Origin of the sequence: Peribacillus sp. CSMR9 (assembly GCF_033141925.1) — a bacterium.
In the GTDB taxonomy this organism is placed as follows: Bacteria; Bacillota; Bacilli; order Bacillales; family DSM-1321; genus Peribacillus; species Peribacillus simplex_A.
Genome location: NZ_JAOPHO010000040.1, coordinates 1 through 24,268, shown reverse-complemented (window position 1 = coordinate 24,268; position 24,268 = coordinate 1). Strand labels below are relative to the sequence as shown.

Genomic DNA, 24,268 nt, shown 5'->3' with positions numbered 1-24,268 from the left:
CTTTTTTTACAATTTTGGAGTGAAATTTATGCTTTTTGTGTGAAAAAAGTTGTGAATTGTTTGGTTTGCAAGAAAGCGTGCAATGAACCTTACTGAGTATAAGGGCCCGTGCATTGGGTTGAAATGAAATGCTGGATTAAGTGAGTTCTTGTACTGGTGATTTCCAGTAAGTGGGTATTGGAAGTGAGAAGTATTTCAGTAAGAATATTCCTAATAAATTCATTATACACTAAATATTCTGAAAACAAAAGAAAATATTCACTTCCAACCCTTTTGATAGATTTTTCTTTTCATGATTATTAACTTTTCATGATTATTAATGCGTATAGTCTTTTATACCCCAAATACACGAAAACAAAACAATCACCATGAAGGGGAGAAAAAGAAAATTTCCCGCGTTCAAGTGACGGGAAATTTTCTAGTATCATAATTGGAATTTCTTGACCTGTTCGGTTAGCAGTTCAGCGGAAGATGCGAGTTCACATGCATGATTCGTGACTTCATCCATCGAAGAGCTGGATTGTTGAGCGGAGGCAGAAACTTGTTCGATTCCTGCCGCGGACTCTTCAGTAACGGCTGCGATATCTTCGATGGCCTGATTGATTTCTTTACTATTTTTGGAGATATAGTTCAATTCAGCTGTAATATGCTGTATTTTCATTCCCATATTCCCGACAGAGTGATTGATTGTTTCAAAGGTTTGGCCGGTGAGCGTAATCTGTTTCGTGCCTTCATCCACCTGTGTATAACCATCTTCCAGGGAGTGGACGACCGTTTTTGAATCTGTTTGAATAGCGGTGACAATATCGGTGATATCCCCAACGGATTGTGTGACCCCTTCAGCGAGTTTCCGCACTTCAGCTGCAACGACGGCGAAGCCCTTGCCATGTTCACCAGCGCGTGCAGCTTCTATGGCTGCATTCAGCGCCAATAGGTTGGTTTGATTGGATATATCTTTGATGACCTGCACAAGCTGTGAGATTTCCTGTGATTGAGAATCGAGCCTTTTCACTTGCCCGACGGCATTTTTGACAATTCCGTCAATCATTTGCATTTGTTGGACCGAACTGCGCATTAAAGTGGTGCCCTCCTTGGTCAAGGATAGGATCTCGGTCGAACTTTGAGATACTTCCATTCCTTCAAGATGGGCCTGCTCGATCTTGCCGGTGAAATCATCCATCATGCGGACCATTTCAGCTGCCCGGTTGGCTTGTGAGTCCGAGCCTTCCGAAAGTTCGTACATGGTAGTCGCAATCTGTTTGCTGCCCTGTTGCACTTCATTTGCTGATTGAGTCAGATCCTCGCTTTGGTTGGAAACGGATTCGGATACAACCAGCATTTTTTCGATCGTATCACGAAGGTTTTTCTGCATTTGGTTGGCGGATACCGTTAATTCACCCATTTCATCATTTGACTTTTGCTCCAGGGGCTCATGATTCAGTTTTCCGTCAGCAACCATTTTCATCCTGTCCCTGACTTTAAAGAGGGGGGTGGTAATGAGGTTTGCAGTCACAAGTGCAAGCACAAGGCCGATAAGGACTGCCGCAATGGATATGATGATACTTGTAGACTTAACCGATTTCCCGCTTGCGATGACGGTTTCACCTGAAGCGACAATCGTTTTTTCGCGTTCGGAAGCTAGCTCTCTAAACCCATCCATCAATTCATTGCTTATTGGTGCAACTTCATCCTTTAGTATTTCTATAGCACGTTCTTCATTTCCTTGATCATATTGTGTAAATACGCGGTCTATAATAATCGTTCTCCAATCCACGCTTTTCTCAATCAATTCCTTCGTTTTTTCAGAATCACTTAAGGCTAAAAGATCCTCCTGAATGACTTTGCTTTCTTCGGTATATTTTAAGAACTTCTCTTTATTACTTTCGTCGCCAAATAGAATATAGCCTCTTGCGAGTGCGCTTCTTTGTGCAACATTATTGAGTAGTTGTTCTTCATCAATTAGAATCGGCAATTTTTGGCTAATAATATCTTTGGAATGTACAAGTGACTTATTGCTGCTATAAATATTAAATGCTCCTAAGATGATACACAAAGATATGATGAGTGAAAATGCTGCCAATATCTTTCCTTTAATACTTTTCAAATTAATGAACCCCTTTATCGGTATTTTATTCACTCTTTTTTTATCGGATAAATAATGGGTTATTTAAGCAGATGAGAAGATAACCAAGTTTTCCGTTAGGTGTGATTTTCCATAATCCAAACATCTTGATTTCTTCTCGTTTTCAAGTTACTATTGACTTGGAAAAATATAATATTCCGCGTTATGGCGGAAGAGGTTCTAGCTACCCTCTCAAAAAAACTAAGGAGAAACAGTGCTCTTTTCTTAGGGTGCTGTTTTTTTCCGTAAAAAGGAGTTTTATAGAAATGAAGAAGAAAGAAAAGGCAGTGGTTGTGTTTAGCGGAGGTCAGGACAGTACGACGTGCCTGTTCTGGGCGATGGAGAGATATGAGGAAGTGGAAGCGGTGACGTTTGATTATAATCAGCGGCACAGCTTGGAAATCGAATGCGCTCAAGAGATTGCCAAGGAATTGGGCGTGAACCATCATATCCTTGACATGTCACTGCTGAACCAACTGGCACCGAATGCTTTGACGAGAAGTGACATTGCAGTGGAGGACGGGGAAGACGGGGAATTGCCGTCGACGTTCGTACCAGGGCGGAATTTACTGTTCCTATCGTTTGCCGGAGTGTTGGCCAGTCAGATTGGCGCTAAACATATTGTAACCGGTGTCTGTGAAACGGATTTCAGCGGATATCCGGACTGCCGGGATGTATTCATTAAATCGTTGAATGTGACCTTGAACTTGTCGATGGACCAGTCATTCGTGATTGATACGCCGCTTATGTGGCTTAATAAAGAGGAAACATGGGAGCTTGCCGATCAGCTTGGCGCGTTCGACTTTGTCCGCGAAAAGACCCTGACTTGCTATAACGGAATCATATCAGACGGCTGTGGAGATTGTCCGGCATGTAAGTTGCGGAAAAAAGGATTGGATGACTATGTAAGCAGACGGAAGGTGCTTTCGTGATGTACGGTTTTACTATAGTAGATAAACTCCAAAAAATAGATCAAGATATTCAGCGCAGCCAATTGAAATATACAACTAAAAGGGTCATGGTCAGTAAGGAATTTACCTTTGACGCAGCACACCATCTACATGACTATGAAGGAAAATGCAAGAACTTGCATGGCCATACGTATAAGGTCATTTTCGGATTGAGCGGGTATACGGATTCACGCGGTTTGATGATAGATTTCGGGGACATCAAGGATATATGGAAAAATGAAATCGAAATCCACCTTGATCATCGTTATTTGAATGAAACCTTGCCGCTCATGAACACTACGGCTGAAAATATGGTTGTCTGGATTTATGAAAAAATGGCCGAAGCCCTTTCATTAAAGGAATATGAGGGTGCTAGGGTCGAATTCGTTCGACTATACGAAACGCCGACAAGCTATGCCGAAGCCAGACGGGAGTGGATGGAAAGTGAGTAAACTCCCGGTTATGGAAATCTTCGGACCGACCATCCAAGGTGAGGGAATGGTCATTGGCCAAAAAACCATGTTCGTTCGGACGGCTGGCTGCGATTATTCATGTGCCTGGTGTGATTCCGCATTTACTTGGGATGGCACCGGTAAGGAAGATACCGTCCAAATGACTGCCGAGGAAATATGGGATGAGCTGAAGCGGATTGGGGGTGCCGGTTTTTCCTTCGTGACGATATCAGGCGGAAACCCGGCACTGCTGAAAAACTTAAACAGCCTGGTAGCGATCCTACATGAAAATAAAATGAAAATAGGTGTCGAAACACAAGGGAGCAGATGGCAGGATTGGTTTCTCGATATTGATGAATTGACTATTTCTCCTAAGCCGCCGAGTTCAAAAATGAACACGGACTTTACGGTGCTCGACCAAATCATATCGAACATTGCCAATCGAAACCCTGAAAACCATGTCTCATTGAAGATAGTCGTCTTTAACGAAGAGGATTATCAATATGCTAAAAATGTACATGGCCGCTACCCCGATATTCCTTTTTATCTGCAGGTCGGCAATGACGACAGCAGTACGGCGGATGATCGTCAATTGATCAGCGGGCTTTTGAGGAAATACGAGGAGCTAATTGATAAAGTGATAGCCGATGATGAATTGAATGATGTGAAAGTGCTGCCACAGCTTCATACCTATATATGGGGCAACAAGCGAGGCGTGTAAAGATCAGAGACAGAAGGCGGTGTGATGCGTAATCACACTGCCTTTTACATATGGAAAGCTACCTATACCTTTTGAAGGTGAGTAGCTTTGAAGGATGATGTGTATTTAAGGCCATACCCAAATAACCGATCCATTCCAATATGTGCGGTCCAAATTGACCCGATCATCATAAGCGCATCAGACTTTAGAAAAATGGCTAGCAAAATCATGAAAATGGACAGGGTATAAGTGTGAAATAGGTTATAAACCTTTGCTCCAACTCGATCATCAATCAGATAGGCCAACATGGAAACATCAGGCGATAAAATAAATAAAAGGAAAATCCACCAGCTGAATTCATATAACGAATAGATGTAAATCATCGCTAAAAGGACCATGAGTCCTTCGATATGAAGGAATTTCTTTACCATTTTCCAACCTCCCAAAATTTAATTAACCATTGGTCAATAATTTTAGTGAAAAATCAAACAATGTTCTTGATGATATTTTTCACGTGAAAATAAGCTAAACCTTTTACATCTGGATAGGATAGTTCAGAATTGATATAAAAAGTTATGAATCCGTGAAGAGAAAGGAAAATGGACCATATGGATGCAGGATTCAGTTTGTTGTCGGTTAATTCTGTCAAGGATTGGATTAGCTTTTCATAGGTTTTATTAGAATCGAATTGAAGCAACTGCTGAATTTCTTTTTCCTTGGATAAAAACATGATGGAATAATGATTCTGTTGTGTTAAACCAAACTCAATGAAGCATAATAAAATCTTTTCGATTTTTTGAGAAGGGTCATTTTCCGACATGATGATATCATCGATTAAATGATTTAAAACGGAAAAATCCGTTTTCACCAAACTGTAATATATTTCTGCCTTATTTTTAAAGTGATAATAAATGGCTCCATGGCTGCAATCCAATGATTTAGCCAATTGTCTCATTGAGACGTTCGAATACCCTAAGGTTGCAAAAAGGTTTCTAGCTTCAGTCAATACCATTTCCCTGGATAATTCTTTACCTGCCGATTTCCTTGGCGACATCATTCCATCCCCCCCCCCTTGTTTATTGACCACTGGTTAAATGGAATGATACCGTACTGATTTACAAATATCAAAGATTAGACATTTTGCTAAATGGCTGTTTTAAGTGAGGATTTACCATTAAATGTAACTAGAATTTAACTATAACGTCAAACATAGTAAATGGTGAAATTATAGCATTCACTATTAACTAATAATATACTTTTATGGTAAAATGGAGGAAACTCAAGCCCGTTGGAAGGGATGAATAGATGAAAAGGAAATTAGTTATTTTGTCTACAATATTCATAGTATTTACCGGCTGTTTTTTATTCAATAAACCTTTTAATAATAAAACAAAACCTATGGAAGACATTATAATGGTGTATCCAGCAAATCGAGTAATAACAAATGAAGTGATACTCATTGGGGATGAGGCTGAGGGCAATCTACCTGATATCGATTTGAATGATGAAAAGGAATTGGAAAAATTGGCAAAAAAGCAATATGAGCAAGGTGAAAAGGGGGAAATAATTTTTACAGAAGAAAATCAGTGAAATCACCTAACTGTAATGACTAATGGGGGAGGAGGCAGTTATTGCTAGTTTCGGATAGTATCTATGGGAAACACATTGTAGAGGGAGTTCTGGAAGAGCTGATAGTAAGCAAACCGGTCCAAAGATTGAAGGGAATACATCAGGGTGGGGCAAGTTATTTAGTTAATGAGAAGTGGGATGTCACACGATTTGACCATTCAATTGGTGTGATGTTGTTAATAAAGGCGTTTGGCGGTTCATTAGAGGAACAAATCGCGGGCTTACTGCATGACGTATCCCATACTGCATTCTCACATGTTATAGATTTCGTTCTGGATTGTATGGATGAAGATTATCATGTAAAGATATATGATCATGTCATTATGGAATCTGAAATCCCATTTATATTGAAGAAATATGGATATGATTGTAAAAATATTGTTCAATCAAAATGGGAAATGCTTGAACGGCCAGCACCTGGGTTATGTGCCGATCGGGTGGATTATACTCTCCGGGATATGCATCAGTATGGATATATCACACTTGAATCCGTTCATGACTTTCTTGATCATGTAATCATAGTAAATGGAAGAATGTATCTGGATAATATTGATTCGGCGGAATGGTTTGTGAAAACGTATTACAGTGAAGTTATTGATTTTTTCATGAACCCACTTAATATATATGGCTATGATATCTTGGCAAAGACGTTAAAATTGGCTTTGGCTAAAAACCTGATCAGCCTTGATGACTTACTTGGTACAGATGAAGAAGTCATATCCTTGTTAAGCTCCACTGAAGACGATGAAGTGCAAAATCTGTTAAAAAGGATCCATTGTAACGTGAAGGTGAAAGAAGATCAATTGGACTATGATTTACATCGGAAAAATAAAGTGCGCCTGATGGATCCTTCCATTATTCAAGGAACCCAAGTGGTGAGAGCATCCAGTTTATCCGAAAAAGTGAAGAACATGGGAATTGAAGCCTATGAAAAAGCTTCGAAGGGCATGTATCTAAAGGTGATTTCCTATTGAATTTCGCGTCAAACCAAACAGAAAGTGAAAAACTCACGGAATCCATCCTTGAGTTTTTTTCGGAAACATTACCCGTAAATTTATATAGACTATCGACCACTTGTAAGCCGCTTTCTTTTAACTTGATATTCGAGTGGTGGCATTTTATCGATATTCGAACACCATTAAATCGTAAAGGCTTAACAGGTACAACATAGTTAAATATTGTCAGTGTTATTGTTCTGGCAGGCGGCATGCCCAACTGCCGGTTTTGGAGATCTTTTTCGCTGAACCAGCACCTTAAAAAATTAATGACGCTCTCAAATTAGTAACACCACTTTCTAAATAACCCTTTAAACAGGTTAAAGTATATACCCACCCCTCTTTTTGTCCTATCATTTTTTTTATTATTTCAGGGACGTCTTCCTTCAAACCGGATTCGTTTACTTCAATAATTGAACTTGTATTATCCAGCTCTTTTAATATAATTGTTACGACCGTTTCTTGGGCGTTGCCTCCCCACGAATACTCGATTTTCCTATTTTCCTCGACTTCTAATACATGTATAACCACTTCAGCATCGTATTCGTTATATCTCAATGTAAGCGTCCTGCCTTGCTCCCATCTTTCAGAACTCGATGAGAACCAAAAATTCCCGATTTTTTCAGGGTTTACTATGGCTTCAAACACCTTATTAGTTGGCTTGCCTATTTTAAATTTCGTAGTTATTTGAGTATCCATACTATATCAGCTCTCTTTCGATATGTTTAAATAAGTTCCCACTAACACCTAATTAACCCGATCTACATATATTGGCGGCAAGGTCCGTCCAGTTTCAAGCAAGCTCTTCAGGTTACATAGAATAGCTGGCCATCCATTATTTATGCCCTTAAAGGTATTGTCACCATATACGAAATCGGTCTCCAATAGCTCTTCATGCGTAAGTGTTAACTTCACAGTAGATTCATCTATTGGCTGCAGTTGAAAAGTGACCCGAGTAGGATCCTCGCGGGGTGTTTCGTCTCCTGTCGTGTTCCATGTAAAAGAGAGCAGTTGCAGCGGCTCACACTTAAGTACATTTCCATGATCAGTGATTCGTCCATCTTCCAGCAAATATGTAACGGCTGCGCCTTCTTGAAAGGATGACTTGATTTGACATCCAAAGTGATATTTTTTTGTGAATTCGCCACTCGTTAGGGCTTCCCAAAGCTTCTCTGGTGTGGTTGCGATATAAATAGGATAGACAAACGTTGGTTTTTTCATTATTCTTTTTCCTCCTCGCGTTTATCTTCTAGCATTCCTTATCAAGTCCGTGCCAAATAAAAACAATAAGGGTTGCAATATCAAAATCATATCATAGCTCTATCAATGATTGTCTGCTTTTTATATCCAGCCGGCCAAGCAGTTTTCTGCGACAGGAATCGGCAAAAGTCTTAAAAACCCTTTGGCATCAAAGGAACATTTGCTAAGTGTTAAGCTTTGGCAAAGCGGATATTGGCTTATCGAGTCTGCAAATGAAATCCGTGGATTCGCACCATTCCCAGTGACTAAAACGAAATCAAGAAGGCGATTATTGAAAGGATATAAGCTTGAATACATTTAGGATCAGGCCATATGGAAACTTCTTGATTTCCAACCGTTTTCAAGCTACGATAAATAAGGAAATGATAATCCGCTCCGGCGGAAGAGGTTCTAGCTACCCTCTCAAAAAAACTAAGGGGAACAGTGCTCTTTCTTAGGGTGCTGTTTTTTCTGTATAAGGAGAATGAATTAAATGTTAAGAATTCTATTTTATTTAGTATCCATCGTCACGGCGAATGTGGTTACAGCAGCTTTTGATCCATTACATTTGGGCATGTTCATCATTCCGATGGGTACATTGCTCATCGGAGGAACCTTCATCTTTCGAGATCTGGTCCAGAATAAATTCGGCCGTGCGAAAACCTATATGTGTATAGTTACCGCACTTATTTTATCTGCATGTGTTTCATTTTTATTAGGAGATACGTTATTGATTGTATTTGCTTCCGCATTATCGTTCGTGGTGGCAGAAACAGCGGATACGGAAATTTATACCCGGTTAAAGCTCCCGATGAGTTGGAGGGTGTTTTACAGCGGGATCGTTGGAGGGTTTTTCGATTCTGTGATATTTGTCGTGATTGGCCTAAGTCCACTAGGTGCCAATATATTGCCATGGGAAGCCGTACCCGCTGCGATTATCGGCCAAATCATCGTTAAAACAGTCATTCAGTCAATCGGTGCCGTACTGTTGGGACGAATCAACGTAAGACTGGAAAAGCGCGTAGTCTCCGGTTGAATTCTAGGAGGGATGCACCGATGGATGGAACCAAAAAGGAAGAAGATAAATGCTATTGCCTCGAGGCCTTTCGCGAAAAATATGGTCCGCATGTCCAGGGGGAATGTATGAAGCTCTCCTGCGCCAATTATCGGAAACATAAAGGAATAGACAAAAAAGGGCCAAATTAGGTCCTTTTTTTGCGTGACTGGAGTAACCCACGAGTAAACAGCGCGAAATCAAGAGTGTAGCATGAATTCACGAGTAAACGGGCGAAACTCACGAGTAAATGTGCGAAACTCACGAGTAAACGTGCGGAATTCACGAGTAAATAGTCCAAACTCACGAGTAAACGTGCAAAACTCACGAGTAAATGTGCGAAACTCACGAGTAAATGTGCGAAACTCACGAGTAAATAAGCCGAACCCACGAATAAACAGCGCGAAATCAAGAGTGTAGCATAAATTCATGAGTAAACGTGCGGAATTCACGAGTAAATGTGCAAAATTCACAAGTAAATGTGCGGAATTCACGAGTAAACGTGCGGAATTCACGAGTAAATGTGCGAAACCAGGAGTGTAGCATGAATTCACGAGTAAACGTGCGAAACTCACGAGTAAATAGTCCAAACTCACGAGTAAATGTGTGAAACTCACGAGTAAATAAGCCAAATTCACGAGTAAATAGCAAAAAAATCTTCCTGGACGTTTTAATAATGGGTGCAGGAAGTTTTTTATCTTGTTTTTTAGGTCAGAATTGCTCTGCGCTTTTCTGAACTAATTTTTCCAGGAAGAAGAAGCATTTCCGTTTCCGTTCAAGTTCGGTTTGCCCGGTTTCTGTGACATGATAATATTTCCTGCGACCTGACTCAGACTCTTTCCAATGGCCTTTTATGAATTTTTTGGTTTCTAACCGTTTAAGGGCTGGGTAGAGGGTGCCTTCACTGATTTCGTATTGCCCCTCGCTCATTTGCTTAAGAATCTTCGTCATTTCATAGCCATACAGCTCTTTTTGTGAAAGAAGTGAAAGCAAAAGGAGGTCAATGCTTCCCTTCATTAATTCTTTATCCAATACAATCTCCTCCTTTTTCATTTTTAAAGTGTAATACCTTGTACATCGTATTACAAGGTGCATTTTACTTTTCTTAAAAAAAATGGTTAAATGACGATTGCTAAATAAAATCAATCATAGTAAAATGTGCTTCGGAACGGATGAGTTGTAAAGAGTGTGGTAAGGATAATAAATACATGATTTAACTGTTTGAATGAAAATACGGAATAGGATAGAAGAAATCCCACTCAAGGGGTATTAATTGATTTTTTTTTAAAAATCATTTAGATTCTATTTATCAACAAGAGCAGAAAGAAGGTCCTAGATAGATGAAAGTGAAAGCACCTGAGTCATTCACATACAGAGGTGGAAAAAGAGCTGTTCTTTTACTTCACGGGTTTACCGGAAGTACAGGAGACATGAAGAAATTAGGGAAATACCTGAATGATCGCGACTATACTTGCCACGGACCCCTTTATAGTGGGCATGGCGTATCAGCCGAGGAACTTGCTAAAACAAGTCCAAAGGAATGGTGGAAAGATGTAGTGGAAGGTTATCAATTCCTTAAAGATGAAGGCTACGAGGAAATTGCTGTTGCAGGAATTTCTTTAGGAGGATTGTTCTCATTAAAAGTAGGAATTGAACTTCCTGTAACAGGGGTAGTTGCAATGTGTGCACCGACACAAGGGAAAAGTAGCGATCGACAAAAAAAACGCTTGCTCAATTATGCACAGGCCTATAAGAAGTTTGAAGGCAAAGATGCAGACCAAATTGCTGCCGAAGTGAAGCTGTTGGAAGAAGACCCTATGACTTCGCTGAATGATATGGTGAATATAATAAATGAGACGGGTGAAGATTTAGATTTAATCACATCACCAACTCTTGTTTTACAAGGGCGTTTGGATGATCCCGACTATACGAACAGTGCTACAGCGATTTTCAATGAAGTCGATACGCAGCATAAACACTTGATATGGTATGAAAACTCTGGCCATATAATCACATTAGGTAAAGAACGTGAGCAGGTTTATGAGGATGTGTACAAGTTCTTAAATACTCTGCATTGGTCGGAGTAATAAGAGAGTTTTCTTGAAGGTCATGAATGTGATATGATCCCCTTTAAGTTTGAAAGTGTAAAGCCGACATTTATATGTAGGTTTTACACTTTCTTCTTGAGGGGATTTTATTTTGGCTGCAAAAAGAAATAACTCCAATTTTCACCGGGATTTATTTTTAAGCGAGAAAAAAGTATTTATATTCTTTCGCAGTACTAAGGGCTTCAAGGAGCTATTTGTAAAAAAAGACCTTTATGTTATCGTTATTATCAATGGTTGCTAATAAAATATCGTTCACGTCCGCATTATAAGTCATTTTGAGACTTTTTTTCAGCCATACTTCGTCTTTACCGTCTTGATTTAATTCTTTAAAATCAATCTTCCCCTCTTTAATAATCGTTTTAGGTAAAGTGAAGGCTTTAGTTGCTAGATGCATATCTGCTGGAGTTAGCGCTTTATATTGAGGATCTAAAAACAATGAAATAGTACCATCAGGTTCCCATAGTGCGAGTGATACTTTTTCAATATCGACAATTTTTTCTTTTCTTAATTCAGATAGTAAAAAATCGATGGAGATTCGAGCCCTTGCTAAGCTTTTGTAAACGATTTGCCCATTTTCGATAAGGGTAAAGGGTGAGGGGTCAAAGAACCTTCGGAGTTTGCCCCACTTAAGACTTGTGAACACATTAATGATATATAAAATGACTAATACACAGGTCGTTATCATTGAACCCTTCAAACCTGAATGTGCATCAGACAAAGGGTGGGCAAGAATGTTCCCAATAATTAATGCCATTATAAAATCAATTAATCTTAACTGAGAAATGGCTCGTTGCCCCATCAATTTAACCGAAAAAAGTAAAACGATGAAGGATGTAATGGCTCTCAACATCCACTGAACTGTAGTAAGAGTTTCCTGGCTATAAATAAAATCCACCAAAATCCACGTCCTTATAAAGGAAATATACTATTTAGTATGAAGCATTTAATCAAGGATTATCACAGGTGGGAAGTTTTTTTAAAACGGCATGACTCTAAAGGGTAATATTGCGAATTTACTCGAGCTATAACAACACCGCTATAAAGCAGGTGTTTTTTATTGTTGATGGGGGGGATATACTACTTCATAAGTATTACCCAACATTGGCCCTTCGGAGACTTCTTTTTAAAATGTTTTCGAAAAATTTATATTAATATAACAATTGTAAAACGTATTGTAATTGAAAATAAACTGATTTAAAATGATATCTTTCCTAAGAAATTTATTTAAAAAATATCCTTGTATAATATCAGTAACAATGGTCTGATAGTTTCTACCTGGCAGCCGTGAATAATGCCGGACTACAAGGAAGTATGAAAATAAAAGAGATGAATAGGTTTATGGTTGGTTCGCTTGAAAACTTGATCCAGCATACCCCCTTTTTAAAGAAGGCTCTTACTTTTTCACACTTTCTTCCTGCGGCTGAAAGTGTAAAAAGGTAAGGGCTTTTTATATAAAAAAAATGAATGGGAAATGATATATCCAAAGGGGATGAAAGCATGTATTTCTTATTGAATATACTGGGTGTTTTAGTTGTAATGGGCATCGTTTACCTTTGTTCACCTAATAAAAGGAGCGTTAAGTGGAAAGCCATTCTTACCTTGCTGGTTCTTGAATTGCTTATCACAGGGTTCATGTTATCAACTAAGATAGGGGCGTGGGTCATTAATCTGATCGCTTCATTCTTCACCTGGTTGATTGGATGTGCAAATGAAGGGATTTCATTCGTCTTTCCTTCAGTTATGGCAAATGAACATGTGGATTTCTTTTTCAGCGCATTGATGCCAATTATTTTCATTATCACGTTTTTTGATGTTTTATCGTATTTCGGTATACTTACCTGGATCATTGATAAAGTGGGATGGCTCATCTCAAAAGTATCCGGTTTGCCAAAACTTGAGAGTTTCTTTTCGATTCAGATGATGTTCCTTGGGAATACCGAAGCACTTGCTGTTCTCCGCGTTCAACTCGGCGCGATTAAAGATCAGCGACTTTTGACATTTGGAATCATGAGCATGAGCAGCATCAGCGGTTCAATCATTGGAGCCTACCTATCCATGGTACCGGCAACCTATGTATTTGTAGCGATACCTTTGAACTGCTTAAATGCCTTGCTGATTGCTAACATGCTAAATCCCGTCGATGTCAGTAAAGAGGAAGACGTCGTTTATGTACCTTCTAAAGAGGAACGTAAAGATTTCTTTTCCACCATTTCTAACAGTATGCTGGTGGGGGCCAAAATGGTCTTCGTCATCATGGCAATGGTAATCGGTTATGTGGCGTTAACGGCCAGTGTAAACGGTATTTTCGGTTTCTTTGTGGATGGCCTGACCATTCAAAAAATCTTCTCTGTCATTTTTAGTCCATTTGCATTCCTGCTTGGACTAACAGGACATGATGCCATGTATGTCGCTCAATTGATGGGAATCAAGCTTGCCACGAATGAGTTCGTCGCCTTGCTCGATTTAAAAGATAAAATCAGTACGCTGTCTCCGCATACAGTCGCTGTTGCTGTCACTTATCTGACGTCATTTGCCAACTTCAGTACAGTGGGAATGATTTATGGAACATTCAATTCCATCCTAAATGATGAGAAATCGAACATTATCGGAAGGAATGTCTGGAAACTGCTGCTAAGCGGGATGGCTGTTTCCTTGTTAAGTGCCATGATGGTTGGATTATTCGTTTGGTGATACATTATAAAAGAGAGGGCATCCATTTTTTAAAAATGGGTGCCCTCTCTTTTATTCTGGAGAAAAAAGCTGTGCTGGGATTTTCCATGCACAGCTTTTTGGTTCATTTCCTCAAATAATTCTCCGTATAATATGGTTTATTTTCCTTATCGAAGGCCACTCCGACACCGAGCGATTCAAAATCCTTCTGTAATTTGTTTTCCCTGTGGCCAATGGAATTCATCAGGCCTTCATGGGCAAAGATACTGCTATTCTGACCGGCAGCCAAGTTTTCCCCAGCCATTCGAAACTTGATTTTGTCATCTTCCATCCTGTCGAACGGGGATTCTCCTTCAAGGTTTGTATGGTTGAAGTATTGATTCACGGCCATATCTGTACTGTGATCCTGTGCAGTGACCTTCACTCGTTTATCCCATGAAAGCACTGAGAGATCATGATTGACCCGTGATGCATTGGTCAAATCGAATAATTGATATTCAAAGCCTTTCTTTAACTCGGGGCTGGCTTTTGCAAAATAGCCGCTCTTTTGCTTTTCCAGTTTTTCGTCGATGATCTGGATCGATGTGACTGTATTATTTTCATGTTTATCATAAAAAATGGTCACATAGCTATTATCCATTTTAAACATATCGTATTCGCCATCACTTCGAATCTGATAATAGACGTTGCCTTTAAGCAGTTTTGTTACAGGCTCGCCCAATTTCGCAGTCACGGTTTCCTTAGGGGTGCCGCGTTTAATGCCTTCCTTTGAGGAAATCAAATCTTGATTCGTATATAAACCAACAACTTTATTGTTATTATCGTAGGCAACCATGAAGAAGTTTTGATAATTTTCGTGATAGGCGAACCAGTCTACGCCATATTCATTCCGCGTTTTCCGCTTTGCTTCCCCAGCCAGTTTTTCTACGTCATCCTTTGTGTCGCCAATTTCGATATTACTGACTGAAAAGGATGCTTCAGAAGGTGCTTCCAGTGCTGGTTTTTTCACTTTTTCCGTTTCTTGCGTTTCTTTTTCTGAAGCGGTATCCAAAGTTTCAGCCAGCGAACCCATCAGGTTGTTGACTCCGGTGTTCAGTTTTTCCAAGGCAGTTGAAACCTCGGGCCCGTTTATAAAGGAACGAACATCGGATGCAAAGGAACCAACCCCCGCCTTGAATCCAGACTCCTGAATATTTTTACCATATCCATACCAAAATCCACCGAGTAGGAGTATGAGAACCACAATATTAAACAAATTCCGCAAATCGTTCACTCCTGCTCTATCTGGGATATAGAATCCCGATTATTGAAATATCAGCTGCAGCACACTTAAAACAGGTGGAGCACATAACAAAAAGAGTGAACACATGATTAGTATTTGGGAGGCCGTTTTTGGAAGCTTTTCCTTCCCTTTTCCCGAATACCAGCCACTGAACTGAAGTTTATTTCTATACCAGACAAATAATAAAATGAGTATCGCAATCGAGCCTAGCCAGCCATACTGATTCGGCTTAACTCCTATGTTTATATATATACCGTTTACAATATTCGAAATGATCGATCCGGCTATCCCGAATATTAATATGATGCGCATCAATTCTAATAAGACCCTCATATGTCACTCCTTGGTTTCACCATTATACTCATTTGTTTACAAAATAAAAACTTTAAGTGATTAACACTGTCCTGCTTGATCACATACAGAGTTTACACGTTAAATCGCATACATATTATACCAAAAATATAGTGGGGAATAAAACGGATGCCTCTTACGATGGTATTTTTATTAGGTTATTAATTAATGGATAATAATGTTATAATTTGTTAAATTAATACACTGAGGCGGAATGCTTTATGGATAACAAAACTCAGCTGGCTTTCATTCTTGTTTTAATACCTCTCGCAATATCGATTTTTATTTGCTTCAAACCTGAATTATTAATATCTGGAGGATATGATTCAGCTCTTGTCATTTTCACTTTGCATTTATTAGTTAAATTAGGAGAATTCATTATAAACAAAAAAAATAGCACATTTGAGCTAATCTTTTTTGTTTTATTCTTCAATGATGATGTTTGATCGGTTCAGCAAAAAAACGGAATCCCTTTAGTGGACTCCGTTTTTTTGTTTTGAATTACTTTAATTGATCATTCAATACACTTTCCTCGAGAACGGAAAACTTATCCCCATACACTCTGGTTATGTGATTTTCCCCCCACGTACACAGTGCGGATAGGATACTTTCCAGGCTTTGCCCATACTCACTAAGTTCATATTCCACTTTAGGGGGGACTTGGTTATAAACGATACGATTGATGACCTCGTCCTTTTCTAACTCCCTCAATTGTTGGGTCAACATTTTTTGGGTGATGTTCGGCATAAGGCGCTTCAATTCACTGGTCCGCTTTTTTCCGTGGGTCAGATGGCAGAGGATTACGCATTTCCACTTTCCGCCCATTACTTCCAGTGTCGCTTCAACTGATATATTGTATTTCTTTTTTTGCATGATTGGCATACTCTCCTTATTTTATAGGTACTAAAAGGTGCCTATATCACTATAAAGTACGTACTGTTTTTTATTTCTATTATAACTCATAATAACATTTGCACACCGAATTCAACTGTACCATTTATAAAAAAAGTTGCTAAGGCAATTTCAATGATAGTACAAAACGACGAGAAGGAGAAGAGGATATGATTTCAAGTAAAAATAGAAGTACATGGGCATTGCTGGCTTTAGCGATCAGTGCCTTTGCGATTGGAACAACAGAGTTCATCAGCGTGGGACTATTACCACTCATTTCTAAAGATTTACACATTACAGTGACGACGGCGGGATTGACGGTATCCTTATACGCCTTAGGGGTCATGTTCGGGGCACCTATCCTGACATCCCTGACATCGAATATGTCGCGAAAGACTTTATTGCTATGGATAATGGTCGTGTTCATTGCCGGAAATGCATTAGCGGCTTCTGCGACCACGGTCGGTGTATTATTGATCGCACGTGTCATTTCAGCGCTTGCACATGGTATCTTCATGTCAATCGGCGCTACGATTGCTGCTGATTTGGTCCCTGAAAACCGCAGGGCAAGTGCCATCGCCATCATGTTTACAGGCCTGACGGTGGCAACGGTGACCGGAGTTCCTTTTGGAACCTTCATCGGTCAGCAATTCGGCTGGAGATTCGCTTTCATCATCATTGTGGCAATCGGCTTGATTGCTTTCATCGGGAACAGCATCTTGGTCCCGTCCGATTTAAGAAAAGCTGCACGGACAACGTTCCGTGATCAAATCAAATTGGTTACGAATGGCCGATTGCTGCTAGTATTCATCATTACAGCATTAGGGTATGGAGGTACATTCGTTGTCTTCACGTACCTCTCGCCATTACTTCAGGAAGTGACAGGGTATAAAGAAGGAACTGTGGCATTGATTTTGTTAGTATATGGAGTAGCCATAGCAATAGGAAATACCCTTGGCGGGAAATTCGCGAATCGCAATCCTATTAATGCCCTATTCTATATGTTTCTTATTCAAGCCATTGTACTTGTTGTCTTGACTTTCACTGCACCGTTTAAGGTAGCCGGTCTAATTACGATCATTTTAATGGGATTATTTGCATTCATGAATGTACCGGGGCTTCAAGTGTATGTCGTCATGTTAGCGGAGCGTTTCGTGCCGAGTGCAGTGGACGTGGCGTCAGCCATCAATATTGCTGCCTTCAATGCGGGAATCGCCATTGGTGCCTACTTAGGCGGGGTGATTACGGATTCGATCGGACTGATTCATACAGCGTGGATAGGTGGAGTTATGGTGTTTGCAGCAGTGGTTTTAACAGCTTGGAGCCGTGCCTTGGAAAGTAAAGACCGTTCCAAGGGAACTGGCAAAATAGCATAGGATTGAAAAAGTGATGCATGTTAGAAAAAGCATGCTATGCGTTTAGAGTATCATTAACCAAGTATCATTGCATACCTTCAGCGAATGATGGGAGGTTCCTTGAAGGGATGTAATGATACTGATACTTAAACGCATTACAATCTTAAAAACAATGAAGAAAAAATTTGGGGGTAGAGTATAATGGTGAAAAATTTACAAGATACAACTACGTTGCATAATGGAGTTAAAATGCCTTGGTTCGGATTGGGCGTATTTAAGGTGGAAGAAGGACCGGAGCTGGTAAATGCAGTTAAAGTGGCTATTAAACATGGTTATCGCAGTATCGATACGGCTGCCATTTATGAAAATGAAGAAGGGGTCGGACAAGGGATCATTGAGGGCTTAAAAGAAGCTGGAATCTCAAGGGAAGACTTATTCGTAACTTCAAAAGTCTGGAATGCTGATTTAGGATATGAATCAACAATCGCGGCTTACGAAAAAAGCTTAAAGAAACTTGGCTTGGAGTACTTGGATTTATATCTTATCCATTGGCCTGTGGAAGGAAAATATAAGGAAGCTTGGAGAGCGATGGAAACTCTTTATAAAGAAGGAAAAGTAAAAGCGATCGGTGTGAGCAATTTCCAGATTCACCATCTTAAAGATTTAATGAAAGATGCCGAAGTGAAGCCGATGGTCAATCAAGTGGAATGCCATCCGCGTTTAACTCAAAAAGAAGTTCAGGCATTTTGTAAGGAACAAGGAATACAACTTGAAGCGTGGTCACCATTGATGCAAGGTGAACTTTTGGATAATGACGTTTTACAAGCAATTGCGGCCAAGCATGGCAAATCAGTTGCACAAGTCATTTTGCGCTGGGATATACAAAATGGGATTGTAACGATTCCCAAATCCACTAAAGAACATCGTATTGTAGAAAACTCATCTGTATTCGATTTCGAATTGACGGAAGAGGAATTGAACCAAATTGATGGATTGAATCAGAATCACCGTGTTGGTCCAGATCCTGATAATTTCGACTTTTAATCAAGTATGAAGGAGAGGGACGGGATATCCGTCTTTCTCTTTTTTTATTGGAAGACCGCATTAGTGGAGATGGACATGCCGACCGATTGCTGGAATTCGAGCAGCCTCAGTTTTTCTGGTGTTTTTGATTGGGATTCAAGCATTAATACAGTTTCATTCCTTATAATGCCAGCGAATATACTATATTCGCTGGCATTTTTACATCCTGGTCCCATTGTGACTATAGTAGGGATTTTTCGGTTATGTATGGACTTGATGTATTTACGTTTTGAACGTAAATAAATATAAAATTGAATAGTTTGTTGCATTTTAGCCGAATGGCCATCAAGGAAAATGAAAATAAAGCCCTAAGAATCATTGCGCGGGCGGTTTCCGACAAGGGAAAGGATGTAAGCCTTTTCACGTGAAATGAAGTAGGGTTTATTTTATGGTTAATAATGGTCGTTATTCCAATTGGTGGGTTCATCCCTGCCTTGCTCCAGTTTTTTGAATGACAAACGATTGCATGTTCAAAAGGGTTTTTTTTTAATTCAAAGGGATGGAAGGGGAGCAAATAATATGTATACAGAGAGATTCAACAATGCTACTGAGTCCAAAGATATCGTAGGGGGAAAAGCTTTAAATTTAATTAAAATGACTAAATTGGGCATGCCCGTCCCAAATGGGTTTGTCATTAACAATGATTCCTTTATGCACTTTGCAAAAATGAATGAACTGGATTTAAAGAGTGAAACCATTCAAATCGAGATTATGGAAGCGGGCATCCCGGAAGATTTATCAAGCATCCTGTTGAGTTCTTTTCATGAGCTGCGAGAAGAATATACATCCTTGGCAGTCCGTTCTTCTTCGGGTACAGAAGACCTGGAAGGGGCATCCTTTGCCGGTCAGTATGAAACATATCTGAATGTTAAAACGGAAGAAGAATTCCTATCAAGGGTAAAAGGTTGCTGGGCCTCCTGCTTCGAGAACCGAGTCCAGCAATATACCGAAACCATTCATGAAAAAGTTGAAAAAATATCAATTGGCGTTGTGGTTCAAGGTCTGATACATTCAGAGGTTTCAGGAGTGGTTTTCAGCCATGATCCCGTTACATACAATTCAGAACATATATTGATCAATGCCAGTTATGGGCTCGGGGAGGCGGTGGTATCCGGTGTCGTTACACCAGATACCTATTTGGCTAAACGTGATGGTACAAAAATCAAGAAAATCAAGGGCAGCAAAGAACTGAAAATCGTTTCCGGCTCCACAGGCACTGAAGAAGTGGAAACCACTAGAGCGGAACGGGATGCATTTTGCCTAAATGATGCGATGATTTCACAATTGATTGAATTGACACTAGAGGTGGAGAAGCATTATCGGCATCCTGTCGATTTGGAATTCGGAGTTCAAGATCAAAAGGTATATCTCCTGCAAGCCCGTCCGATCACAACGGTGGTCGAAGACACAGAAGACATTCCAATTGCCAGGAAAGAGTTTATTTTGGAACGGAATGATAAGGATGAATTTTGGTTTTTGATCGATTCCAGATTTCCTGATCAAATCTCACCACTATTCGCTTCCATTTTCACTCAACCATTTTATCAAGGAATGGCTAAAGCGACAGAGGAGCTGAGGGAACCGACGGGATATCTCCAAATGAAAGTCCATAACGGTTATTATTACGGAAAGCAGATCCAATCCGGAACGGACCCACAGCAATTGAACATAGAAAACGAAAAGCTTATGGAGGACTTGTATCCAGAGATGACTAACAGGATGTATGATATCATCCATGATCATTTGTTGCCCATTTATCGATATATGGATGAGGAAACATCGAAGGTATTCACGGCTGAAAAAGTCAAAAGAGGGTTAGATGAGTTAGAAGGGTTTTTCAAGGAGGTCTATTATTGGCACTTTATGATCGTCCTTCCACATATGAGCATTAATATTAAGCTTGAAAAGCTATTTCAAAGCTTGTTAGGGAGCGAGCCACGCCATGAACTTTACCAATCCATGGCCGGAGTCATGAATAAGTCACTGGAATCCGATCGAATCTTATGGCAATTATCATTGAAAGCGAAGAATGAACCTCAGTTGCAAAAGGTCATCATGGATTCTGATGAAGGAAACTTATACCAGGTGCTGAGCGCTTTTGGGAAAGGGAAGGATTTTCTGGACCGAGTTGATAATTTCGTCAATGTGTATGGATACAGATGTCTTAAGGCACATGATTTCGTTGGAGAAACCTGGATTGAAAATCCTGAGCATGTACTGCAAATCATTAAGAATTTCATCATCAATGGATATGATTTTGATAAAGAATTCGAAACTGCAGTGGCTGCCGGGAAACGGATTTACCAAAGGTTTTTAAATCGAATTGAAGACCCCGGAGAGCGGGAAGTCTTTAAAAAATATTACCAAATGACCTTGGATGCAGTTGTTATCACGGATGATCACCATTTTTATATTGATGCCATGTTTGATGCAAAGACACGTTTATACTTATTGAAGGTAGGTGAGCTTTTAGTGCAGCAGAACGTGCTGGATGACGTGGAAGATATTTGGTTTTTATATAAAGATGAGATCATATCGGTTTTAGATGCTCCACTCTCTTTAATGGATACGGTATTGGAACGGAAAAGGCAGTATGATTTGCATGAGAAAATGAAAACTCCATCATTTTTTGGCGAACCAACGGATGAAGAACGTGCTTTCGTGGAAATGGTGTTTGGTCCATTGGACGAAAACAAGGGAAATACGTCGAATACGATTAAAGGCATTTCAGCATCCGGCGGCGTATGCGAAGGAAAAGTCAAAGTGATATCCGGTATGCATGAGGCCTCTGATTTTAAAAAGGGAGATATACTTGTCTGCAGGACCACGACACCAGTCTGGACGTCCTTTTTCCAGGATGCAAAAGCGATCATTACTGATACTGGCGGCATGCTGTCCCATTCAGCGATCATTGCCAGAGAATATCAGATTCCCGCAGTGTTAGGGACAAAAATAGGAACGGATCGATTGAAAAATGGAGATCATGTCATTGTCGATGGGAATACAGGAACCGTTACGATAATCGATGCATGAGTAAATGAAACCTGAAGCGGATTAGTAATGCATAGTGTCATCCGTTCAAGCTATTGTTTTCCTTTTAAGGATGGAGGTGAAAGAATGAGTAGACAGAAAGAATACCTGATGATCGTTTTTACTTTAATGGCGGCGTTTCTAGTACCGATCAATTCAACGATGATTTCGATAGCGCTCGGGTCGATTTCAGACTTTTATGGTTTGGATATACACAGTGCCACTTTGGTTGTCACTATCTATCTCATTGTAATGGCCGTTACCCAGCCGATTGCTGGTAAACTTGGCGATATATATGGCAATCGGAAAATCTATATAATTGGCATATTACTATTCTTTGCTGCGTCTATTGGATGCGGGCTTGCGCCAAATATAAATATGCTTGTCGCTTTTCGGTCACTGCAGGCCATAGGGGGCGGGCTGCTGATCCCGAATGTCGTTGCCCTTATCCGTCAGACCGTTTCACACGGGCGGCTGCCGGGGGTATTGGGTTTTTTCGGATTGGGAATGGGTCTAGGAGCGGCAGTAGGCCCATTAATAGGCTCGTTTTTAATTGCTGTAGCTAGTTGGAAAGCGATATTCTGGGTTAACGTCCCTTTTTTATTGGGTGCACTTGCTGGAGGCGTTTTCCTTATACCTAAGCTGCAGAAAAAGAATGCCCGACAGCCATTGGATGTTATCGGCTCCTTTTATTTAGCCGTTACGATCACTTTATTGATTACTTTGACTCATGCAGAATCGACGACGATGTATATCGTACTTGGTATCGGGAGCCTTCTATTCATGGGATTATTCGTACGGAAAGAACGTTCTGTTCCATCCCCGATTATCGATTTTAGCTTATTTAAGAGTCCCGTATTCGTAAATGCCAATTTATCTGTATTGATCAATAATTTCACGATGTACGCGATTTTGTTGGTCATGCCGCTGATCATGACCACAAAAATGGATATATCGACTTCCATGAGCGGTGCATTGTTATCCTTGTTCTCGATTTCCATGGCAGTCAGCAATATGATAGGAGGACAGCTTAACCGGAGATACGCATCGGAAAAGGTCATATTCCTTTCATTCGCCATCACGGTGTTAACGAATCTATTATTCTTATTCGTCATCCAAACCCAATCACTTTTGTATTTAGCCTTCACACTCATTGTGAATGGGCTGGCGATCGGTTTAGGACTTACAAGCATGCAGGTAGCTTCCCTGGAAGCAGTGGATGAATCGGTATCGGGCTCGGCTTCGGGTATCTTTTCGACCTTTCGATATTTCGGGAGTATCATCTCATCCACATTGATAGGGATCATCGCAAATTATTCGATCCTATTCGGTATTCTGATAGTGGCGGCCTTATTAGGAGCCATTTTATCCAGAATGGTTTATAGAAACGGTAAAAAGTTGAGAGTTGATAAGGATGGAGTTCTTCCCCGATAAAATGAGTGAGGACCGAACCTTTTTAACTGCTATATGGTAAACTATTACAATGGTGATTCTCGGAGAAGTATACGGATCAGGTTGCATTCAATGCAGGAACTCAGATTAAGTGAGGAATTTTAGGTGGTAACTAAAAAACGAATGACGGGTATGGCTTTTTTCATTGCTGTTCCTAGCGATCATGTTGGATGCCAGTAATGAGTGTTTTGATAAAAATGGCATGCCGACAGTAGAAAAAAGTGTACATGTCTTTTCAATCAGCTGGCCGGTTGAATGTGAACCTTAAAAGCCGAGGAACCATTAAGTGATGTTTAACTGGAAATTTTGTTATAATGAATTAGATAAATCATACGATAATTCGAGGTGCTAATTATGGAAGAAATCAAAATCATTACAACTGAAGAAGTGGAAGCAAAGCTTGAGGCAGGCGAAGCGATGGAACTTGTCGATGTTCGTGAAGACGAAGAAGTGCAAGAAGGAATGATCGAAGGCGCGAAACATATCCGCATGAATGATATCCCAGCTAATCTTGATTATTTTGATAAAGAAAAAGAATACATCTTTATCTGCCGTTCAGGACGCCGCAGTGAAAATGTATGCCATTATCTTCAGGAACAAGGATATAAAGTGGCGAACATGGAAGGCGGAATGCTTGAATGGGACGGCGAAGTCATCGTTAAGTGAAGCTCTTCAAAAAAACCTGTTACTTTTGTAAGCGTAAATCCAAGAATGTAACGACATATTTGAATGAAGAAAGAAAAAAAATCGCGGTTTGTTCACAATGCCGAGAATATGCGGAAAGACGTGCATATTTAAAGGCATGAAAAAAAAGGGTCCTTTCATGAAGAGGGCACTGAAAAAGTCCCTTCGGGCCAATAGAGGTAGATTTTCTCAGTTTATTCTGAGGAAATCTACCTTTTTTT

Annotated in this window: 27 protein-coding genes and 3 riboswitches; of the genes, 15 read left to right on the top strand and 12 right to left on the bottom strand. The window is 40.0% G+C overall.

All coding sequences use genetic code 11. From position 1 onward, the window contains the following. Window positions 1-424: 424 nt before the first annotated feature. Window positions 425-2,104 carry a methyl-accepting chemotaxis protein gene (locus N9I19_RS16570; protein WP_317778436.1) on the bottom strand — a complete coding sequence of 560 codons (1,680 nt, stop codon included), beginning with the start codon at window positions 2,102-2,104 and terminating at the stop codon, window positions 425-427. Window positions 2,105-2,290: 186 nt separating this feature from the next. Further along, window positions 2,291-2,333, top strand: a riboswitch (PreQ1 riboswitch). Window positions 2,334-2,388: 55 nt separating this feature from the next. Between N9I19_RS16570 and queC the strand changes: the two genes are divergently transcribed. From queC to queE, 3 genes are read left to right on the top strand one after another with little or no spacing between them, the layout of a single operon-like run. Continuing rightward, on the top strand, window positions 2,389-3,054 hold the full coding sequence (gene queC / locus N9I19_RS16565) for a 7-cyano-7-deazaguanine synthase QueC (protein WP_061464487.1): 666 nt from the start codon (window positions 2,389-2,391) through the stop codon (window positions 3,052-3,054). After that, window positions 3,054-3,524 carry a 6-carboxytetrahydropterin synthase QueD gene (gene queD / locus N9I19_RS16560; protein ID WP_061464486.1) on the top strand — a complete coding sequence of 157 codons (471 nt, stop codon included), beginning with the start codon at window positions 3,054-3,056 and terminating at the stop codon, window positions 3,522-3,524. The genes queC and queD overlap by 1 nt, the downstream gene beginning before the upstream one ends. Beyond that, the gene (queE, locus tag N9I19_RS16555; RefSeq protein ID WP_317778434.1) at window positions 3,517-4,245 is read left to right on the top strand and encodes a 7-carboxy-7-deazaguanine synthase QueE; all 729 of its coding nucleotides are present in this window, start codon (window positions 3,517-3,519) and stop codon (window positions 4,243-4,245) included. Before queD ends, queE begins: the two co-directional genes overlap by 8 nt. 62 nt (window positions 4,246-4,307) lie before the next feature. On the opposite strand, the gene N9I19_RS16550 is transcribed toward queE, so the two are convergent. Beyond that, the gene (locus tag N9I19_RS16550) at window positions 4,308-4,655 is read right to left on the bottom strand and encodes a DUF4260 domain-containing protein (protein WP_061464484.1); all 348 of its coding nucleotides are present in this window, start codon (window positions 4,653-4,655) and stop codon (window positions 4,308-4,310) included. A 53-nt stretch (window positions 4,656-4,708) separates the two neighbouring features. Beyond that, on the bottom strand, window positions 4,709-5,281 hold the full coding sequence (locus N9I19_RS16545) for a TetR/AcrR family transcriptional regulator (RefSeq protein WP_284469959.1): 573 nt from the start codon (window positions 5,279-5,281) through the stop codon (window positions 4,709-4,711). 248 nt (window positions 5,282-5,529) lie between these two features. Between N9I19_RS16545 and N9I19_RS16540 the strand changes: the two genes are divergently transcribed. Further along, the gene (locus N9I19_RS16540; protein ID WP_317778433.1) at window positions 5,530-5,814 is read left to right on the top strand and encodes a hypothetical protein; all 285 of its coding nucleotides are present in this window, start codon (window positions 5,530-5,532) and stop codon (window positions 5,812-5,814) included. 41 nt (window positions 5,815-5,855) lie between these two features. Further along, complete coding sequence (locus N9I19_RS16535) at window positions 5,856-6,827, top strand: HD domain-containing protein (RefSeq protein WP_317778432.1); 972 nt, start codon at window positions 5,856-5,858, stop codon at window positions 6,825-6,827. Between the two features lie 279 nt (window positions 6,828-7,106). Here the strand turns inward: N9I19_RS16535 and N9I19_RS16530 are convergent, their stop codons facing one another. Beyond that, a complete protein-coding gene (locus N9I19_RS16530) occupies window positions 7,107-7,547 on the bottom strand; it encodes an SRPBCC family protein (protein WP_317778431.1) in 441 nt (146 codons plus the stop codon). Between the two features lie 48 nt (window positions 7,548-7,595). Beyond that, window positions 7,596-8,069: an SRPBCC family protein gene (locus N9I19_RS16525; RefSeq protein ID WP_317778429.1), complete on the bottom strand. Its 474-nt coding sequence runs from the start codon at window positions 8,067-8,069 to the stop codon at window positions 7,596-7,598. A gap of 417 nt (window positions 8,070-8,486) precedes the next feature. After that, window positions 8,487-8,529: riboswitch (PreQ1 riboswitch) on the top strand. Between the two features lie 51 nt (window positions 8,530-8,580). On the opposite strand from N9I19_RS16525, the gene N9I19_RS16520 reads away from it, so the two are divergent. Then, on the top strand, window positions 8,581-9,123 hold the full coding sequence (locus N9I19_RS16520; RefSeq protein ID WP_061464480.1) for a VUT family protein: 543 nt from the start codon (window positions 8,581-8,583) through the stop codon (window positions 9,121-9,123). A gap of 20 nt (window positions 9,124-9,143) precedes the next feature. Beyond that, on the top strand, window positions 9,144-9,293 hold the full coding sequence (locus N9I19_RS16515; protein WP_155726451.1) for a hypothetical protein: 150 nt from the start codon (window positions 9,144-9,146) through the stop codon (window positions 9,291-9,293). A 48-nt stretch (window positions 9,294-9,341) separates the two neighbouring features. Here the strand turns inward: N9I19_RS16515 and N9I19_RS16510 are convergent, their stop codons facing one another. Together N9I19_RS16510 and N9I19_RS16505 are read right to left on the bottom strand one after the other, a co-directional pair. Further along, window positions 9,342-9,572, bottom strand: coding sequence for a hypothetical protein (locus tag N9I19_RS16510; protein ID WP_317778427.1), 231 nt, complete (start codon window positions 9,570-9,572; stop codon window positions 9,342-9,344). Window positions 9,573-9,852: 280 nt separating this feature from the next. Then, entirely contained in the window at window positions 9,853-10,173 is a 321-nt protein-coding gene (locus tag N9I19_RS16505) for a PadR family transcriptional regulator (protein WP_317778426.1), read from the bottom strand. A gap of 308 nt (window positions 10,174-10,481) precedes the next feature. Here N9I19_RS16505 and N9I19_RS16500 point away from each other — a divergent pair, with 308 nt between their 5' ends. Beyond that, window positions 10,482-11,228, top strand: a complete 747-nt coding sequence (locus N9I19_RS16500; RefSeq protein WP_317778425.1) for an alpha/beta hydrolase — start codon at window positions 10,482-10,484, stop codon at window positions 11,226-11,228. Window positions 11,229-11,439: 211 nt separating this feature from the next. Here N9I19_RS16500 and N9I19_RS16495 read toward each other — a convergent pair whose 3' ends face one another. Next, window positions 11,440-12,144 (bottom strand): DUF421 domain-containing protein, encoded by a 705-nt coding sequence (locus tag N9I19_RS16495; protein ID WP_317778424.1) that lies wholly within the window; start codon window positions 12,142-12,144, stop codon window positions 11,440-11,442. Window positions 12,145-12,466: 322 nt separating this feature from the next. Continuing rightward, a riboswitch (purine riboswitch) is annotated at window positions 12,467-12,571 on the top strand. 175 nt (window positions 12,572-12,746) lie between these two features. Between N9I19_RS16495 and N9I19_RS16490 the strand changes: the two genes are divergently transcribed. Then, window positions 12,747-13,940, top strand: a complete 1,194-nt coding sequence (locus N9I19_RS16490) for a nucleoside transporter C-terminal domain-containing protein (RefSeq protein ID WP_061464477.1) — start codon at window positions 12,747-12,749, stop codon at window positions 13,938-13,940. A 103-nt stretch (window positions 13,941-14,043) separates the two neighbouring features. Here N9I19_RS16490 and N9I19_RS16485 read toward each other — a convergent pair whose 3' ends face one another. Beyond that, entirely contained in the window at window positions 14,044-15,192 is a 1,149-nt protein-coding gene (locus tag N9I19_RS16485; protein WP_317778423.1) for a CAP domain-containing protein, read from the bottom strand. 30 nt (window positions 15,193-15,222) lie between these two features. Beyond that, entirely contained in the window at window positions 15,223-15,534 is a 312-nt protein-coding gene (locus tag N9I19_RS16480) for a hypothetical protein (protein WP_317778421.1), read from the bottom strand. A 239-nt stretch (window positions 15,535-15,773) separates the two neighbouring features. On the opposite strand from N9I19_RS16480, the gene N9I19_RS16475 reads away from it, so the two are divergent. Continuing rightward, the gene (locus N9I19_RS16475) at window positions 15,774-15,998 is read left to right on the top strand and encodes a hypothetical protein (protein WP_317778420.1); all 225 of its coding nucleotides are present in this window, start codon (window positions 15,774-15,776) and stop codon (window positions 15,996-15,998) included. Window positions 15,999-16,053: 55 nt separating this feature from the next. On the opposite strand, the gene N9I19_RS16470 is transcribed toward N9I19_RS16475, so the two are convergent. Continuing rightward, window positions 16,054-16,425: a winged helix-turn-helix transcriptional regulator gene (locus tag N9I19_RS16470; protein WP_034309370.1), complete on the bottom strand. Its 372-nt coding sequence runs from the start codon at window positions 16,423-16,425 to the stop codon at window positions 16,054-16,056. Between the two features lie 188 nt (window positions 16,426-16,613). Here N9I19_RS16470 and N9I19_RS16465 point away from each other — a divergent pair, with 188 nt between their 5' ends. After that, the gene (locus N9I19_RS16465) at window positions 16,614-17,819 is read left to right on the top strand and encodes an MFS transporter (protein WP_317778418.1); all 1,206 of its coding nucleotides are present in this window, start codon (window positions 16,614-16,616) and stop codon (window positions 17,817-17,819) included. A gap of 180 nt (window positions 17,820-17,999) precedes the next feature. Continuing rightward, a complete protein-coding gene (locus N9I19_RS16460) occupies window positions 18,000-18,842 on the top strand; it encodes an aldo/keto reductase (RefSeq protein WP_317778417.1) in 843 nt (280 codons plus the stop codon). Between the two features lie 44 nt (window positions 18,843-18,886). On the opposite strand, the gene N9I19_RS16455 is transcribed toward N9I19_RS16460, so the two are convergent. Beyond that, window positions 18,887-19,150 (bottom strand): NADPH-dependent FMN reductase family protein, encoded by a 264-nt coding sequence (locus N9I19_RS16455; RefSeq protein ID WP_317778416.1) that lies wholly within the window; start codon window positions 19,148-19,150, stop codon window positions 18,887-18,889. Between the two features lie 250 nt (window positions 19,151-19,400). Here N9I19_RS16455 and N9I19_RS16450 point away from each other — a divergent pair, with 250 nt between their 5' ends. The 3 genes from N9I19_RS16450 to N9I19_RS16440 all read left to right on the top strand — a co-directional run bounded on the left by N9I19_RS16450 (window position 19,401) and on the right by N9I19_RS16440 (window position 24,029). Beyond that, on the top strand, window positions 19,401-21,914 hold the full coding sequence (locus N9I19_RS16450) for a PEP/pyruvate-binding domain-containing protein (RefSeq protein WP_317778415.1): 2,514 nt from the start codon (window positions 19,401-19,403) through the stop codon (window positions 21,912-21,914). Between the two features lie 84 nt (window positions 21,915-21,998). Next, window positions 21,999-23,345: an MFS transporter gene (locus N9I19_RS16445; RefSeq protein WP_317778413.1), complete on the top strand. Its 1,347-nt coding sequence runs from the start codon at window positions 21,999-22,001 to the stop codon at window positions 23,343-23,345. Window positions 23,346-23,717: 372 nt separating this feature from the next. Further along, on the top strand, window positions 23,718-24,029 hold the full coding sequence (locus tag N9I19_RS16440) for a rhodanese-like domain-containing protein (RefSeq protein ID WP_061464470.1): 312 nt from the start codon (window positions 23,718-23,720) through the stop codon (window positions 24,027-24,029). The last annotated feature ends 239 nt before the right edge of the window (window positions 24,030-24,268 follow it).

Excerpts from the sequence above, each read along its gene's own strand:
- N9I19_RS16480 (WP_317778421.1), bottom strand. The coding sequence starts at position 15,534 with ATGAGGGTCTTATTAGAATTGATGCGCATCATATTAATATTCGGGATA.
- N9I19_RS16450 (WP_317778415.1), top strand. The coding sequence starts at position 19,401 with ATGTATACAGAGAGATTCAACAATGCTACTGAGTCCAAAGATATCGTA.
- N9I19_RS16490 (WP_061464477.1), top strand. The coding sequence starts at position 12,747 with ATGTATTTCTTATTGAATATACTGGGTGTTTTAGTTGTAATGGGCATC.
- N9I19_RS16550 (WP_061464484.1), bottom strand. The coding sequence starts at position 4,655 with ATGGTAAAGAAATTCCTTCATATCGAAGGACTCATGGTCCTTTTAGCG.
- N9I19_RS16515 (WP_155726451.1), top strand. The coding sequence starts at position 9,144 with ATGGATGGAACCAAAAAGGAAGAAGATAAATGCTATTGCCTCGAGGCC.
- N9I19_RS16440 (WP_061464470.1), top strand. The coding sequence starts at position 23,718 with ATGGAAGAAATCAAAATCATTACAACTGAAGAAGTGGAAGCAAAGCTT.
- N9I19_RS16500 (WP_317778425.1), top strand. The coding sequence starts at position 10,482 with ATGAAAGTGAAAGCACCTGAGTCATTCACATACAGAGGTGGAAAAAGA.
- N9I19_RS16445 (WP_317778413.1), top strand. The coding sequence starts at position 21,999 with ATGAGTAGACAGAAAGAATACCTGATGATCGTTTTTACTTTAATGGCG.
- N9I19_RS16540 (WP_317778433.1), top strand. The coding sequence starts at position 5,530 with ATGAAAAGGAAATTAGTTATTTTGTCTACAATATTCATAGTATTTACC.
- N9I19_RS16475 (WP_317778420.1), top strand. The coding sequence starts at position 15,774 with ATGGATAACAAAACTCAGCTGGCTTTCATTCTTGTTTTAATACCTCTC.
- N9I19_RS16530 (WP_317778431.1), bottom strand. The coding sequence starts at position 7,547 with ATGGATACTCAAATAACTACGAAATTTAAAATAGGCAAGCCAACTAAT.
- N9I19_RS16545 (WP_284469959.1), bottom strand. The coding sequence starts at position 5,281 with ATGATGTCGCCAAGGAAATCGGCAGGTAAAGAATTATCCAGGGAAATG.
- N9I19_RS16455 (WP_317778416.1), bottom strand. The coding sequence starts at position 19,150 with ATGCAACAAACTATTCAATTTTATATTTATTTACGTTCAAAACGTAAA.
- queC (WP_061464487.1), top strand. The coding sequence starts at position 2,389 with ATGAAGAAGAAAGAAAAGGCAGTGGTTGTGTTTAGCGGAGGTCAGGAC.
- N9I19_RS16510 (WP_317778427.1), bottom strand. The coding sequence starts at position 9,572 with ATGAATTTATGCTACACTCTTGATTTCGCGCTGTTTATTCGTGGGTTC.
- N9I19_RS16525 (WP_317778429.1), bottom strand. The coding sequence starts at position 8,069 with ATGAAAAAACCAACGTTTGTCTATCCTATTTATATCGCAACCACACCA.
- queD (WP_061464486.1), top strand. The coding sequence starts at position 3,054 with ATGTACGGTTTTACTATAGTAGATAAACTCCAAAAAATAGATCAAGAT.
- N9I19_RS16465 (WP_317778418.1), top strand. The coding sequence starts at position 16,614 with ATGATTTCAAGTAAAAATAGAAGTACATGGGCATTGCTGGCTTTAGCG.
- N9I19_RS16470 (WP_034309370.1), bottom strand. The coding sequence starts at position 16,425 with ATGCAAAAAAAGAAATACAATATATCAGTTGAAGCGACACTGGAAGTA.
- N9I19_RS16460 (WP_317778417.1), top strand. The coding sequence starts at position 18,000 with ATGGTGAAAAATTTACAAGATACAACTACGTTGCATAATGGAGTTAAA.
- N9I19_RS16520 (WP_061464480.1), top strand. The coding sequence starts at position 8,581 with ATGTTAAGAATTCTATTTTATTTAGTATCCATCGTCACGGCGAATGTG.